The 15,051-nt window shown below is 73.5% G+C and carries 14 protein-coding genes; 12 read left to right on the top strand and 2 right to left on the bottom strand.

Annotated elements, in window-relative coordinates:
• Positions 1-2 precede the first annotated feature (2 nt).
• Positions 3-815: a proteasome subunit alpha gene (prcA, locus tag BM242_RS22495; protein ID WP_093840719.1), complete on the top strand. Its 813-nt coding sequence runs from the start codon at positions 3-5 to the stop codon at positions 813-815.
• 90 nt (positions 816-905) lie between these two features.
• On the opposite strand, the gene BM242_RS22490 is transcribed toward prcA, so the two are convergent.
• Positions 906-1,934, bottom strand: coding sequence for a LacI family DNA-binding transcriptional regulator (locus BM242_RS22490; RefSeq protein WP_245834402.1), 1,029 nt, complete (start codon positions 1,932-1,934; stop codon positions 906-908).
• A gap of 175 nt (positions 1,935-2,109) precedes the next feature.
• On the opposite strand from BM242_RS22490, the gene BM242_RS22485 reads away from it, so the two are divergent.
• From BM242_RS22485 to BM242_RS22435, 11 genes are all read left to right on the top strand, one after another.
• Positions 2,110-2,904, top strand: a complete 795-nt coding sequence (locus BM242_RS22485; protein WP_093840717.1) for a vWA domain-containing protein — start codon at positions 2,110-2,112, stop codon at positions 2,902-2,904.
• 101 nt (positions 2,905-3,005) lie between these two features.
• A complete protein-coding gene (locus BM242_RS22480; RefSeq protein ID WP_093840716.1) occupies positions 3,006-4,277 on the top strand; it encodes an MFS transporter in 1,272 nt (423 codons plus the stop codon).
• Between the two features lie 58 nt (positions 4,278-4,335).
• Positions 4,336-5,697, top strand: a complete 1,362-nt coding sequence (pafA, locus tag BM242_RS22475; protein WP_093840715.1) for a Pup--protein ligase — start codon at positions 4,336-4,338, stop codon at positions 5,695-5,697.
• 107 nt (positions 5,698-5,804) lie between these two features.
• Positions 5,805-6,911 carry an FKBP-type peptidyl-prolyl cis-trans isomerase gene (locus tag BM242_RS22470; RefSeq protein ID WP_093840714.1) on the top strand — a complete coding sequence of 369 codons (1,107 nt, stop codon included), beginning with the start codon at positions 5,805-5,807 and terminating at the stop codon, positions 6,909-6,911.
• A 71-nt stretch (positions 6,912-6,982) separates the two neighbouring features.
• Positions 6,983-7,354 carry an FKBP-type peptidyl-prolyl cis-trans isomerase gene (locus BM242_RS22465; RefSeq protein ID WP_093840713.1) on the top strand — a complete coding sequence of 124 codons (372 nt, stop codon included), beginning with the start codon at positions 6,983-6,985 and terminating at the stop codon, positions 7,352-7,354.
• 126 nt (positions 7,355-7,480) lie between these two features.
• Positions 7,481-8,434: a helix-turn-helix transcriptional regulator gene (locus tag BM242_RS22460; protein ID WP_093840712.1), complete on the top strand. Its 954-nt coding sequence runs from the start codon at positions 7,481-7,483 to the stop codon at positions 8,432-8,434.
• 17 nt (positions 8,435-8,451) lie between these two features.
• Positions 8,452-9,426, top strand: a complete 975-nt coding sequence (locus BM242_RS22455) for a helix-turn-helix transcriptional regulator (protein WP_093840711.1) — start codon at positions 8,452-8,454, stop codon at positions 9,424-9,426.
• A gap of 36 nt (positions 9,427-9,462) precedes the next feature.
• Positions 9,463-9,684, top strand: a complete 222-nt coding sequence (locus BM242_RS22450; RefSeq protein ID WP_093840710.1) for a hypothetical protein — start codon at positions 9,463-9,465, stop codon at positions 9,682-9,684.
• Positions 9,685-9,844: 160 nt separating this feature from the next.
• Positions 9,845-10,117, top strand: coding sequence for a Sec-independent protein translocase subunit TatA (gene tatA, locus BM242_RS22445; protein WP_093840709.1), 273 nt, complete (start codon positions 9,845-9,847; stop codon positions 10,115-10,117).
• 155 nt (positions 10,118-10,272) lie between these two features.
• Complete coding sequence (tatC, locus tag BM242_RS22440) at positions 10,273-11,157, top strand: twin-arginine translocase subunit TatC (RefSeq protein WP_093840708.1); 885 nt, start codon at positions 10,273-10,275, stop codon at positions 11,155-11,157.
• A gap of 79 nt (positions 11,158-11,236) precedes the next feature.
• Entirely contained in the window at positions 11,237-14,059 is a 2,823-nt protein-coding gene (locus tag BM242_RS22435; RefSeq protein ID WP_093840707.1) for a DEAD/DEAH box helicase, read from the top strand.
• A 68-nt stretch (positions 14,060-14,127) separates the two neighbouring features.
• Here the strand turns inward: BM242_RS22435 and BM242_RS22430 are convergent, their stop codons facing one another.
• A complete protein-coding gene (locus BM242_RS22430) occupies positions 14,128-15,033 on the bottom strand; it encodes a 5'-3' exonuclease (protein ID WP_175541538.1) in 906 nt (301 codons plus the stop codon).
• Between the last annotated feature and the right edge of the window lie 18 nt (positions 15,034-15,051).

The following is a 15,051-nucleotide window of genomic DNA, read 5'->3' as shown; positions in this document are numbered from 1 at the left end:
CGGTGACCACGCCGTTCTATGTCTCACCCCAGCAGGCCATGGCGGACCGCGCGGAGTATGCGCGCAAGGGCATCGCGCGCGGCCGGAGCGTGGTGGTGCTCCAGTACGCCGACGGCGTCCTGTTCGTGGCCGAGAACCCTTCCCGGGCGCTGCACAAGGTGAGTGAGATCTATGACCGCATCGCCTTTGCCGCGGTCGGCAAGTACAACGAGTTCGAGAATCTGCGCATCGGCGGTGTCCGCTATGCCGATCTGCGCGGATACACCTACGACCGCACCGATGTGACCGCCCGCGGCCTGGCCAATGTCTACGCCCAGACACTGGGCACGATCTTCTCCAGCGCGGGGGAGAAGCCCTACGAGGTGGAGCTGATCGTGGCAGAGGTCGGCGAGACCCCGGAGGACGACCAGATCTACCGGCTGCCGCACGACGGCTCGATCGTCCATGAGCACGGTTCGGTGGCGATCGGCGGGAACGCCGACCAGATCGGCAGCCACATGAGCCGGCGGCACGAGGACGCCATGACCCTGGGCGCCGCCCTGCGGCTGGCCGTGGAGTCGCTCACCCGGGACGGCAACGGCGGGGAGCGTCAGCTGACCGCGGATCAGCTGGAGGTGGCGGTGCTGGACCGCACCCGCCCGCAGCGCCGCAAGTTCCAGCGCATCGTGGGCCGCCCGCTGGCCCGGCTCCTGGAGGGCGGCACCACGGCCGCCGCCGAGGAGGAGGACGAGGCCGCAGACGCCGCCGGAGCGGGCGGGCCCGGCGACACCGGCTCCGGCACCGGTGAGGCGCCGGGAACCTCCGGCGAGGACTGACCGGCCGCGGCCGGGCCCCCGGTACGGCAGCGCCCCGCCCCGGCGGCGGGCCGCGCCGGGGGCCCGGCCGTGCACCGGCCGTGCACCGGCTCAGTCCGGCGGCGGGGCGGTGGAGCCGCGGGGGACCAGCGCCACCGGCAGGGTGACGGTGCCGGCCGGGCCGCCGTGCACCGCGGCCAGCAGGGCCCGCAGGCCGTGCGCGCCCACCTCCTCCGCGGGCAGCCGCACGGTGGTCAGCTCCGGCTCGATCGCCGTGGCCAGCGCCAGATCGGTGAAGCCGGTGACCGAGATCTCCTCCGGAATCCGCAGGCCCGCCCGCCGCGCGGCCTTGCACACCCCCGCGGCCAGCACATCGTCGTCACAGACCACCGCGGTGGGCCGGTCCGGCCCCGCCAGCAGCCGCTCGGCCGCGCGGGTCGCCTCCGTCACGCCGAGCGCCGCCCGCCCGGCTGCCAGCAGCGCGGCCCCGTCCGCCGCGGCCAGCGCCTCCGCCAGCACCCGCGCCCGGACCGCGAAGGTCCAGGACGGCACGGCCGCGCCGAGATGGGCGAACCGGCGGTGGCCCAGCCCGAGCAGATGGCGGGCCACCTGCCGCATGCCGTCCGCGATGTCGGGATTGACGGTGGCGGCGGCCCGTGCGTCCCCCGGCTCGCTGTCCAGCATCACCAGCGGCAGCCCGCCGGCCCGCAGCCCGCCGGCCCGCAGCCCGGCCAGGGCACCGGCGGCCATCGAGGAGGCGATCACCCCGTCCAGCGTGGCGCTCGCCGACTCGAACGGATCCGGTGCCGGGCCGATTCCCTCCGGGGAGGGATAGAGCACCACCCCGGTGCCGTGCTGCGCCGCGACCCGCGCCGCGCCGGTGTACACCCGGGCGAAGAACTCGTTGGTCAGCGCCGGGACGACCAGCAGCGCCGTCCCCTTCCGGCCCAGCCGCAGGCTGCGCGCGGCGAGATTGGGCCGGTAGCCCAGCTCCCGTGCGGCGTCCCGCACGGCCTCGGCCCGCGCGGGGGAGACCCGCCCGTGCCAGCGGTCGCGCAGCACCAGCGACACCGTCGCCTGCGACACCCCGGCCCGCCGCGCCACGTCCTTGCTCGTCGGCCGCACCGTCCCGTCCGCCACGCCACCTCCCGAACTCCGGTCACCCCATCCTCCCCCGTCCCCGCCCGGCCGGTGCACGCCCCTCGCCCCGCCCGGTTGCACCGCGCAGGGGGAATTGCGGGTCCGGCCGCCCGGCGGAAGACTTGCGGCGCCGGCGGCGGGGGAGGCCCCGGCGTCCCACGGCGAAGGGAGGGCCATGGCCAACGACCACCGCAAGCGGCCGGACGGGCCGGACGGGCGTGCCGCACCGGTCCGGGACGGGTCAGCAGCGGGACCGGCGATCAGCCTGGAGAAGGTGCGGTCCACGGCCGCCGGGCTGGTGCCGCACTACACCGCGGCGCGGGTGACCCTGGAGAAGACCGGTCTGGCCGGCCGGCGGGCCGCCGTCTATCTGGTGCTGGACCGCTCCGGCTCGATGCGCCCGTACTACCGGGACGGCACCGTGCAGCGCCTCGCCGAGCAGGTGCTGGCCCTGGCGGCCCATCTGGACGACGACGGCGTGGTGCCGCTGGTGTTCTTCTCCACCGGCGTGGACGGCATCGCCGGTCTGCCGCTGGACGGCTACGCCGGCCGGATCGCCGCCCTGCACGCGTCCTACGGCCACATGGGCCGGACCAACTACCACCTGGCCATGCGGGCGGTCATCGAGCACCACCGGGCCTCCGGCACCCCGGCGCCCGCCTTCGTGGTCTTCCAGACCGACGGCGGACCGACCTCCCGCCGGGCCGCCGAGGAGCTGCTGTGCGAGGCGGCCGGGCTGCCGCTGTTCTGGCAGTTCATCGGCTTCGGCGACCCGGACGACAAGCAGTTCGATTTTCTGCGCAGGCTCGACGAGCTGCCGGTGCCCGGGCGGCGGGCGGTGGACAACGCCGGGTTCTTCCCGGCCGGCACCGATCCGTCGGCGCTCACCGACGAGGAGCTGTACAAGCGCCTGATGCTGGAGTTCCCCGACTGGCTCGCCGAGGCCCGCCGGGCGGGCGTGCTGCGCTGATCCCGCATCCGTCGCCCGCGGGACGTTCCGGCCCGTCCCGCGGGCGGGTAGAGTCGTGACGTCCTTCGACGTTATACGTAACACTCACCGGGGCGGGAGGCGTGGCCGTGGGGTATCTGGAGCTGCTGCGGGTGCGGTACGCGGCGCGGCTGCTGGCCGGCACGCTGCTCGGCCGGCTGCCCTACGCCACGGCCCCGCTGGCCATCGTGCTGTTCACCCGTGCCGAGGGCGGCTCCTACGCCCTCGCCGGTGCGCTGGCCGCGGCCTACGGTCTGGCCACCGCCGTCGGCCAGCCGCTGCTCGGCCGGCTGGCCGACCTCCACGGCCAGCCCCGGGTGATGCTGCCCGCCGCGCTGGCCTCCGCCGGCTGCATGGCCCTGCTGGCCCTGTGCGGCACCGAACCGGCCGCCCCGGCCGCCGCCGCGATCCTGCTCGGCGGGCTCACCACCCCGCCGCTGGAGGGCGGGCTGCGGGCGCTGTGGCCGGGCGTGCTCGGCCGCGAGGAGCGGGTGCAGCGCGCCTACGCCCTGGACGCGGTCGCCCAGGAGGTGATGTTCGCGGCCGGCCCGCTGCTGCTGATGCTGCTGGTCTCCCGGTGGTCCGAGGCGGCGGCGCTGCTGGTGGTGAACGCGGTCGGGGTGGCCGGGGCGCTGTGGGTGGTGGCCTCCCCGCCGTCCCGCCGCTGGCGCAGCGCCCCGCGCGCCGCGCACTGGCTGGGCGCCCTGCGTTCGTCCGTTCTGCGGACCCTGCTGGCCTGCTTCTTCTTCGTCGGCCTGGCACTGGGTGCCATCTCGGTGGCCGCGGTGGCCTACGCCGACGACCGGGGCGAGCCGCTGATATCGAGCTGGCTGCTCTCCGCCCTGGCGGCCGGAGCGCTGGCCGGCGGCCTCGGCTACGGCGCCCGGCAGTGGCCCGGCGCCCCGGAGGGGCGGCTGCGGCTGCTGGTCGCCGCGCTGGCGGCCGGCTATCTGCCGCTGGCGCTGGCCCCGGGGCCGGTGGTGCTGATGACCCTGCTGGCCGGGCTCTCGGGGGTGTTTCTCGCCCCGGCCCTGGCCTGTGCCTTCGTGGTGATCGACCGGCACGCGCCGCGCGGCACCGTCACCGAGGCGTTCTCCTGGCTGGTCACCACCTTCGGGGTGGGCTCGGCGGCCGGTACCGCGGTGGTCGGCCCGGTGCTGGAGGCGGCCGGCCCGGCCGGCGGCTTCGCGGTGGCCGGGGCCGCCGGTCTGGTGGCCGCCGCGGTGCTCGCGGCGGCCCGCCGCCCGCCGGCCGCGCCCGGCGGCGGGTCCCGTCCGGTGGCCGCGGGCCGGCCGGGACATCCGGCATCGCTGCCGGTCGCGGGCGTGCCGGACCCTCCGCCGCCCGGAAAATGATCGCAACGCCGGGCGAAAGCCGGTTTCAGAAGAGACCGTCGGGCGTAATGTTCACTGCATGGACCGCCGAATCTTCGGGCTGGAAAACGAGTACGGCGTCACCTGCACCTTCCGGGGACAGCGTCGGCTGTCACCGGACGAGGTCGCGCGGTACCTCTTCCGCCGAGTCGTGTCATGGGGCCGCAGCAGCAATGTCTTCCTGCGGAACGGGGCCCGGCTGTACCTGGATGTCGGTTCGCATCCGGAGTACGCCACGCCCGAGTGCGACAACGTCACCGAGCTGATCACCCACGACAAGGCCGGCGAGCGCATCCTGGAGGGCCTGCTGGTCGACGCCGAGCGCCGCCTCCACGAGGAGGGCATCGCCGGCGACGTCTACCTGTTCAAGAACAACACCGACTCGGCCGGGAACTCCTACGGCTGCCACGAGAACTACCTGGTGGCCCGGCACGGCGAGTTCTCCCGGCTGGCCGATGTGCTGATTCCCTTCCTGGTCACCCGGCAGCTGGTCTGCGGCGCGGGCAAGGTGCTGCAGACCCCGCGCGGCGCCGTCTTCTGCGTCAGCCAGCGCGCCGAGCACATCTGGGAGGGCGTCTCCTCGGCGACCACCCGCTCCCGGCCGATCATCAACACCCGGGACGAGCCGCACGCCGACGCCGAGCGCTACCGCCGGCTGCATGTGATCGTCGGCGACTCCAACATGTCCGAGACCACCATGCTGCTCAAGGTCGGCGCCACCGATCTGGTGCTGCGGATGATCGAGGCGGGCACGGTGATGCGGGACCTCACCCTGGAGAACCCCATCCGGGCCATCCGCGAGGTCAGCCACGACATAACGGGCCAGCGCCAGGTGCGGCTGGCCACCGGCCGCGAGGCGTCCGCCCTGGAGCTCCAGCAGGAGTACTACGAGAAGGCGCTCGACTTCTGCGAGCGCCGGGGCATCAACAGCGGCACGGTGGCCCAGGTCCTGGAGCTGTGGGGCCGCACCCTGGACGCCGTCCGCAACCAGGAGCTGGACAAGATCAACACCGAGATCGACTGGGTGATGAAGTACCAGCTCATCGAGCGTTACCGGGCCAGGAACAACCTCACCATGTCCCACCCGCGGGTGGCCCAGATAGACCTCGCCTACCACGACATCCACCGCCGCCGCGGCCTGTACTACCTGCTGGAGCGGCGCGGCCAGGCGCAGCGGGTCTGCAACGACCTGCGGATCTTCGAGGCCAAGTCGGTGCCCCCGCAGACCACCCGGGCCCGGCTGCGCGGCGACTTCATCCGCCGTGCCCAGGAGCAGCGGCGGGACTTCACCGTCGACTGGGTGCATCTGAAGCTCAATGACCAGGCGCAGCGCACGGTGCTGTGCAAGGACCCGTTCCGCTCGGTGGACGAGCGGGTGGAGAAGCTGATCGCCGGCATGTGAGCCGGGCCCCGGACGGCCGGCCGTCCCGGTCCGCGCGGCGAGGCCGTAGGGTTGGGCGGGACCAGCGGGAGTCCCGCCCCGACCCTCCCTACCGCGAAACTGGACCGATGATTTCCATCAAGCGCCCGACCCGTCCGACGAGGACGGCCCGCCGCCTGGCCGCGGCGCTCGCCGTTCCGGTACTGCTCCTCACCGCCGCCTGCGGCTCGGATTCCGGGAACTCCGGGAACTCCGCGGACGCCGAGGAGACCCAGGAGAGCGAGAGCAACGCGCCATGGCCGCTGGCCACCGTCACCGGCGCGGTGGGCGAGGAGCCCGCCATCGAGGTCCCGGACGGCGCCGAGACCAGCAGTGAGACCGTGGTCACGGTGCTGGAGGAGGGTGACGGCCCGACCGTGGCGGAGAACGACTACCTGCGGGTCAGCCTGCTCGCCCGGGGGCTGAAGGAGGACGAGGAGGACCTCGTCAACACCTGGAGCCCGCGCACCGCCGAGGACCAGCAGACCGAGGGCTCCGAAGGGTCCGAGGGCTCCGGGGAGACGGCGGGCCAGGAGGATGCCGAGCCGGTCTACGCCGCCCTCCAGATGGGCAAGGAGGATCTGCTGCCGCTGGCCGTGACCGATCCGCTGGTCGGCAAGCCCGAGGGCAGCCGGGTGGTCATCCAGGGCGCGGCCTCCGAGCTGATCGGGGCGGTGGCCGAGAACGTCGGCTTCCAGCCGGGTGACAGCGTGGTCTTCGTCTACGACATCGTCACCGTGATCGACCCGCTGTCCATGGCCGAGGGCGAGCAGGCGGCTGCCGGGCCGGGCATGCCCGAGGTGCAGGCCGGTGAGCCGGAGGCCGCCTCCATCACCGTCCCGGAGGGCGAGGAGCCGCCGGCCGAGATCCAGCAGCAGGTGCTGATCGAGGGCGACGGCGCCGAGGTGAAGGCGAACCAGCAGCTCATCGTCCAGTACACCGGCGTCAAGTGGAGCGACGGCGAGAAGTTCGACTCCTCCTGGGACCACGGCGGGGCCAGCAAGTTCCCGATCGGCGCCGGAGGAGTGATCGCGGGCTGGGACGAGACCCTGGTCGGCAAGCACGTCGGCGACCGGGTGCTGCTGGTGATCCCGCCGGAGAAGGCATACGGCGTCACCGAGGAGGGCGCCGAGCCGGCGCACGAGCTGGCCGACCAGACCCTGGTCTTCGTGGTCGACATCCTCGACGCCATCTGAGACGCCGACCGACCGATACAACCGCGGGGACCCGGTCCGGTCCCCCTGACGCCCACGCGAGGAGAGAATCCGTGCGGAACAGCAAGCCCGAGGTCGACTTCCCCGGCGGAGAGCCGCCGGCCGAGCTGGAGATCAAGGACATCTGGGAAGGTGACGGCCCGGTCGCCCAGGCGGGCGCCAATGTGGCGGTGCACTACGTGGGCGTGGCCTTCAGCACCGGCGAGGAGTTCGACGCGAGCTGGAACCGGGGCGCTCCGCTGCGCTTCGAGCTCGGCGCCGGGAAGGTCATTCCCGGCTGGGACCGGGGCATCCAGGGCATGAAGGTCGGCGGGCGCCGGCAGCTGACCATCCCGCCGCACCTGGCCTACGGCAGCCGTGGCGCGGGCAATGTGATCGGGCCGGACGAGACGCTGATCTTCGTCTGCGACCTGGTCGCGGTCTGACCCGGCGCAGCACCGGCCGGCAACGGGGCGCGGGCCCGTCCACAGGGACGGGCCCGCGCTTTCGCCCGTCGTCCCGATGACGGTACGGTCGGTGTCGGAGATCGGCAGGAGAGGGGCGGCGGGTCGATGGCCATTGCCAAGGCCGAGCGGCTGATGAATCTGGCGCTGTGCCTGCGCGGCACGGCACGCCCGCTGACCAAGCGGGAGCTGCGGACGTCCATCGAGGCATATATCGAGGCCGGCAGCGAGGACGCGTTCAACCGCATGTTCGAGCGCGACAAGGACGACCTGCGCGAACTGGGCATGGTGATCGACACCGTCGAGTCGCTGGACGGCGAGGTGGGCTACATGGCCCGCCGGGACTCCAACCGGCTCCCGCCCATCACCCTGGACGTGGCCGAGTCCGCCGCGCTCAGCCTGGCCGCCAGGGTGTGGCAGCAGGCCCGGCTCGCCGGGGCGGCCAGCGGCGCCCTGCAGAAGCTGCGCGCGGCCGGCATGCCGCTGGCCGACGACGGCCAGGAGCGCACCCATGCCCTGGAGCCCCGGGTCCCGGCCGGCGAGGCGGCCTTCGAGCCGCTGATGCTGGCCTGCCGGGACCGCCGGCCGGTCACCTTCGGCTACCGCAAGTCCAACGCCGTCCGCGCCGAGACGCGGCAGGTGGAGCCCTGGGCACTGGAATGCTGGCGCGGCCACTGGTATCTGGCCGGCTGGGACCGGGACCGCGGCGACAAGCGGGTCTTCCGGCTCTCCCGGATCGACGGCAAGGTCCGCTCCCGCTCCGGTTCCTTCACCGTGCCGGTGCCCGGCCAGGTGGCGGTGCGCGAGGCGGTGGCCGCCTGGGCCGGGGAGAACGCCACCGACCGGGCCCGGATCCGGCTGCGGTCCGGCTCCGGCTACCCGCTGCGCGCCCGGGCGCTGTCCTGCCGCGCACTGGACGCGGAATGGGACGAGCTGGAGATTCCCTACGGGCACGGGCTGGGCTCCTGGCTGGCCGAGTTCGGGCCCGATGTGCTGGTACTGGACCCCGCCGAGCTGCGGGCGGACGTGGTGGAGCGGCTGCGCGCCGTGGCCAAGGGCTGAGGGGGAGCGACACCGCTATGGCGACCAACGCCATCGACCGGACCAGGCGGCTGCTGTCCCTGGTCACCTATCTGCGGGACCGGCCCGGCGCCCGGGTCGACGAGGTGGCCCGCGCCTTCGGGGTGACCGAGGAGGAGCTGATCTCCGACCTCCAGGTGCTGCCCCTGTGCGGGACCAGCTTCCGCGGCGGCGATCTGCTGGACATCGACACCGACGGCGAGCACATCTGGTGGTACAACGCCGCCGCGGTCAACTCCTCGGCCGGCGAGCCGCTGCGGCTGGCCGCGGACGAGGCCACCGCGCTGCTGGTGGCGGCCCGCGCCGTGGCCACCCTGCCGGGGCTGCGGGAGAGCGACCGGGAGGCGCTGCTGCGGGCCACCGCCAAGCTGGAGGCGGCGGCCGGGGAGAGCGCGGTCGCGGGAGCCCGGATGTCGGTCACCTTCGAGTCCGAGGGCAGCGTGTTCGCCGATGTGGACCGGGCCATCGCCGAGCGGCGCCGGCTGCGCATCCGCTACTACTCCCCGGGCCGGGACAAGCTCTCGGAGCGCGAGATCGATCCGATCCGGCTGTTCGCCGTGGGCCACACCTATGTGGAGGCCTGGTGCCGCCGCTCCGAGGGACGGCGGACATTCCGGCTGGACCGGGTGGCGCACATCGAACTGCTGGACACCCCGGCCGATCCGCCGCCGCTGCAGCCGCGGGATCTCAGCGCCGGTCTGGTGCAGCCCTCGCCGGACGACCCGGAGGTGGTGTTCGAGGTCGGCCTGGGCGGGCGCTGGATCACCGAGTACTACCCCTACGACGCGGCCGAGGAGCTGCCGGACGGCGGCCTGCGGGTGACGCTGCGCACCCCCGATCCGCACACCCTGCGCCGGCTGGTGCTGCGGCTGGGCCCGGACGGCCGGGTGGTGGAACCGGCCGAGCTGGCCGTCTCCGCCCGGGACGCGGCGCGCGCCGCGCTGAGCGCCTACGAGGAGCTCGGGCTGGCCTGACCGGCGGCCCCGCCGCGCTGGGCTAGGCTGCGCACCATGTTCTGGCCGATGCTGCACCTGTTCCTCGCCTTCGCCGGAGTCGCCGTGCTGGGGGTGCTGGCGGTACGGGTGGCGCTGGAAGTGCGCAGGCTGGCGCGGGCGGTGGGGGACAGCGCCGAGCGGATCGCGCTGGCCGCCGAGGATCTGGAGGCCGCCGCCCTGCCGCTGGCGGAGCGCGGCGGGCGCCTCGCCGGCCGGCGGCGCGGTGGCCGGAACTGAGGCGCCACGGGGTGTGCACGGTACGCCTGGGCATTGCTTTGTGTTCACCCTTCGGCGTTAAGATTGCAGCGCATGCGAACCGGCGGGAGTGACTCGGCCCGGCGGCACGAAAAGCGACACCGTCCCGGACCAGTCCCGGAGTGAGAAGGTAGACGGAATTATGGGCCAGATCGGACCGTGGCAGATTGTCATCATCCTTGCCGTCATCGTTCTCATTTTCGGTGCGAAGCGGCTTCCGGACACGGCGCGTGCGCTGGGCAAGTCCCTGCGCATTCTGAAGAGCGAGACCAGCGCCATGAAGAACGACGGCCAGGCCTCGGCCGCGGAGGCGGACGAGGACGACCGGCCGGCGCAGCGCACCATCAAGGCCGCCCCCGGCGACGTCTCCAGCGCCCGGCCGGTGGAGGAGCCCAGGAACACCGCCCAGGGCTGATCCCGGCGCACCACCGCAACCACCACCGCTGCCGTCAGGGGCCGGCCGGAAGAACGACCGGCCGGCGGAGGAGATAGGGACCAGGGGTGCTGAAGTCCGCCCGCAGGGTCGCACATGGCCGCAGGCCGAAGAGGGAGAGGGACCCCGAGGGGCGGATGCCCCTCGCGGAGCATCTGCGCGAGCTGCGCAACCGGCTCGCCGTCGCCGTGCTGGCGATCCTGGTGATCACCGCCATCGCCATGGTGTTCGCCAAGGACATCATGAACATCCTCACCTCCCCGCTGCCGCTGTGCACCGAGGAGGAGGCCGCGGCGGCCACCGGCGGCGGCTGCGCCACCGTGGTCCAGCAGGGCCTGACCTCGCCGTTCACCACCTATATCAAGGTGTCGATGCTGGCCGGCGTGGTGATCGCCTCACCGGTGTGGATCCACCAGCTCTGGGCCTTTGTGGCGCCGGGTCTGCATCAGCACGAGAAGAAGTACACCCGCGCCGTGGTCGGCGTCGGGGTGCCGCTTTTCCTCACCGGCGTGTATTTCGCCTACTGGCTGCTGCCCCGGGCCATCCCGGTGCTGCTGAGCTTCACCGCGGACGACGCCCAGAACCTGGTCGACGTCTCCAATGTGCTCGACCTCACCGTGCGGATGGCGATCGCCTTCGGCGTGGCCTTCGAGCTGCCGCTGATCCTGGTGATGCTCAACCTCGGCGGGGTGGTCACCGGCAAGCGGATGTTCGGCTGGTGGCGCGGCATGGTGCTGGGCATCTCGATCTTCGCCGCGGCGGTCACCCCCACCGATGTGATGTCCATGGTGGCGCTGGCCGTGCCGGTGACCGCGCTGTACTTCCTCGCCACCGGCATTTCGGTGATCAACGACTGGCGGCGCAGCCGGCGCGACCCGGACGCCGCGCTCAGCCCGGACGAGGCTTCCGACCTGGATCTCACCCCCTCCACCATCGGGGCGCCCGAGGAGGTCGGCCCGGACGGTGAGACGGGCGGGACCGGCCGGGACCGGCGGCCCGGCGGCTTCGACGATGTGACCTGAGCCGGGAGGCGCCCGCCGGGCGGACGCCTCCCCGACGGCCGCCCGTCTGTCCGACTCGACCGGTAGGCTCGACAACACGATGACCGAGGAAATGTCCCCTGCCGAGCGCTACGCCAAGGCGCGCAGGCGAGCGGCGGACCAGGCCACCGAGCTGGCCGCCTTCCGCGAGCTCTACGACTTCCCGCTCGATCTCTTCCAGGTCGAGGCGTGCCAGGCGCTGGAGGCCGGAAAGGGTGTGCTGGTCGCCGCCCCCACCGGCTCGGGCAAGACCGTGGTCGGCGAGTTCGCCGTCCATCTGGCCCTGGCCCGGGGCCGCAAATGCTTCTACACCACGCCCATCAAGGCGCTGTCCAACCAGAAGTACGGCGACCTGGTCAAGCGGTACGGCCCGGCCAGGGTCGGCCTGCTGACCGGCGACAACAGCGTCAACCCCGACGCCCCGGTGGTGGTGATGACCACCGAGGTGCTGCGGAACATGCTCTACGCCGGCTCCGCCACCCTGGACGGCCTGGGCTATGTGGTGATGGACGAGGTGCACTACCTCTCCGACCGGTTCCGCGGCGCGGTCTGGGAGGAAGTGATCATCCACCTGCCGCAGTCGGTCACCCTGGTGTCACTCTCCGCCACTGTGTCCAATGCCGAGGAATTCGGCGACTGGCTGGACACCGTGCGCGGCGACACCGATGTGATCGTCTCCGAGCACCGGCCGGTGCCGCTGTGGCAGCACGTGCTGGCCGGCCGCCGGATGTACGACCTGTTCGAGGAGCGGAACGGCCGCCGCCAGGTCAACCCCGATCTGGAGAAGCTGGCCCGCACCGACTGGGCCCGCCCGGTGTACCGCGGCGGCCGGGGCGGCCCGCGCCGGGAGGCCGACCGGGAACGCGAGCGGCGCCAGCGGGCCCGGATCTGGACACCCAGCCGGGTCGAGGTGATCGAGCGGCTGGACGCCGAGGGCCTGCTGCCCGCCATCACCTTCATCTTCAGCCGGGCCGGCTGCCAGGCCGCGGTCCAGCAGTGCCTGGTGGCCGGGCTGCGGCTGAACGACGCGGGCGAGCGGACCATGGTCCGGCAGATCGTGGAGGAGCGCACCGCCGTGCTCCCCGACGAGGACCTGCATGTGCTGGGCTACTTCGAGTGGCTGGAAGGGCTGGAGCGCGGGGTCGCCGCGCATCACGCCGGCATGCTGCCCACCTTCAAGGAGGTGGTGGAGGAGCTGTTCGCCAAGGGCCTGGTCAAGGCGGTCTTCGCCACCGAGACCCTGGCACTGGGGATCAACATGCCGGCCCGCTCCGTGGTGCTGGAGAAGCTGGTCAAGTGGAACGGCGAGACCCACGCCGACATCACCCCCGGGGAATACACCCAGCTCACCGGGCGGGCCGGGCGGCGCGGCATCGATGTCGAGGGGCATGCCGTGGTGCTCTGGCAGCGCGGCATGGACCCGGTGGCGCTGGCCGGACTGGCCGGCGCCCGGACGTACCCGCTGCGCTCCTCGTTCAAGCCCTCCTACAACATGGCCGTCAACCTGGTCTCGCAGTTCGGGCGGCACCGCTCCCGGGATCTGCTGGAGACCTCCTTCGCCCAGTTCCAGGCCGACCGCTCGGTGGTGGGCATCTCCCGTGACGTGCAGCGCAACGAGGAGGGCCTCAAGGGCTACCGCGAGGCCATGACCTGCCACCTGGGGGACTTCGAGGAGTACGCCCGGCTGCGCCGGGATCTGAAGGACCGGGAGGCCGAGCTGGCCCGGGAGGGCGTGGCACTGCGCCGGGCCGCCGCCGCGGACGCCCTGGAGCGGCTCCGGCCGGGGGACATCATCCATGTTCCCACCGGGAAGTTCGCCGGGCTGGCGCTGGTGCTGGACCCGGGCCTGCCGGACGGGCGCAGCCCCCGGCACCGGCACCGGGACGGCCGGGGGGCCGCCGCGGCCGAGCGCCTGGAGGGCCCGCGCCCGCTGGTGCTCACCGAACAGCGCCAGGTGAAGCGGCTGAACTCGGCCGATTTCCCGGTCCCGGTGGAGCCCATGGACCGGATGCGCATCCCCAAGTCGTTCAATCCGCGCTCCCCGCACTCCCGGCGGGATCTGGCCTCGGCACTGCGCACCAAGGCGGGGCACTACGAGCCGCGGCGCCACCGGCGCCAGCGCGCGGCGGCGGCCGACGACCGCCAGATCGCGCGGCTGCGCGAGGCGCTGCGGGCACACCCCTGCCACGGCTGCGCGGAGCGCGAGGACCATGCCCGCTGGGCCGAGCGCTACTACCGGCTGCAGCGGGACACCCAGCAGCTCCAGCGCCGGATCGCCGGCCGGACCAACACCATCGCCCGCACCTTCGACAAGGTCACCGGGGTGCTGACCGATCTGGACTATCTGCGCGGCGACCAGGTCACCCCGGAGGGGCGGAAGCTGGCCCGGATCTACTGCGAGCTGGATCTGCTGGCCAGCGAGTGCCTGCGGCACCGGGTGTGGGAGGGACTGGGCCCGGCCGAGCTGGCCGCCTGCGCCTCCGCCCTGGTCTACGAGGCCCGCTCGGACGATGTGATCGCGCCGGAGCTGCCGGAGGGGCGGGCCCGGCGGGCGCTGGGCGAGATGGTGCGGATATGGGGCCGGCTGGACGCGCTGGAGGAGCAGCACCGGATCAGCGCCTCCTCGGGCGTCGGCCAGCGGGAGCCGGATCTCGGCTTCGCCTGGCCGGTCTACCGCTGGGCCCAGGGCCATGGGCTGGACGCGGTGCTGCGCGACAGCGAGCTGCCCGCCGGTGACTTCGTGCGCTGGTGCAAGCAGGTCATCGATGTGCTGGGCCAGATCGCCGCCGCGGCGCCGGAGGAGCACAGCACCGTGCCCGCCACCGCCCGCAAGGCCGTCGACGCACTGCTCCGCGGCGTCGTCGCCTACTCCTCGGTCGGCTGACGCCGGCACGCGGCCGGGGCCGCCCGGCCCCGTGCCGGCGTCAGCCGGGGCGGCTCGGCGGGGGCGGCTCAGCCGGGGAGGGCCGCCAGCAGACGGGACAGGGAGCCGCCCAGGCCCCAGCGGCTGTCCAGCGCCCGCAGCGCTTCCGGGTCCCGCGGCGCGGCGGGCAGCGCCACCGCGGCCCTGGGCAGCGGCACATCACGGGCCACCCGGACCACCCGGGGGGCGACATCCAGATACGCGGCGGCGGCGGTCAGACTCCTGCGGCGGGCCGGGGTGATCCGGGACCCCGGATCGGCCGCGGCCCGGCGCACCCCGGCCAGATCACCGTGCTCGGCCAGCAGCTGGGCGGCGGACTTCTCGCCGATGCCCTTCACCCCCGGCAGGCCGTCGCTCGGGTCGCCGCGCAGCACGGCGAAGTCGGCGTACTGGGCGGCGGCGATGCCGTACCGCTCGCGGATCACCCGGTCGGTGACCAGATCGCAGTCCCCCACGCCCTTGCGGGGGAACAGCACCCGTACCCGGCCCTCGTCGTCCACCAGCTGGAAGAGATCCCGGTCGCCGGTGACGATGTCCACCGGGCCGCCGGCCCGGGCGGCCAGGGTGCCGATCACATCGTCGGCCTCGTAACCGGGGGCGCCCAGCCTGGCGATGCCGATGGCGTCCAGCACCTGCTCGATCACCGGCACCTGGGGGGTGAGGGTGTCCGGCACCTGCTCCACATCGGAGCCCGCGGGCACCTCCTCGGCCACCCGGTGCGCCTTGTACGAGGGGATCAGCTCGACCCGCCAGTGCGGGCGCCAGTCCTCGTCCATGCAGGCCACCAGGGCGTCCGGGCGGTGGTCCTGCACCAGGCGGGCGATGAAGTCCAGCAGGCCCCGGACGGCGTTGACCGGGGTGCCGTCCGGGGCGCGGACCGTCTCGGGCACACCGAAGTAGGCACGGAAGTAGAGCGACGCGGTGTCCAGCAGCATCAGTCGTCGGTTCACACC

Origin of the sequence: Streptomyces aidingensis, assembly GCF_900112355.1 — a bacterium.
GTDB classification, from domain to species: Bacteria; Actinomycetota; Actinomycetes; order Streptomycetales; family Streptomycetaceae; genus Streptomyces; species Streptomyces aidingensis.
Note: the sequence above shows the minus strand (reverse complement) of the source record. Positions and strands in the feature narration are given on the sequence as shown.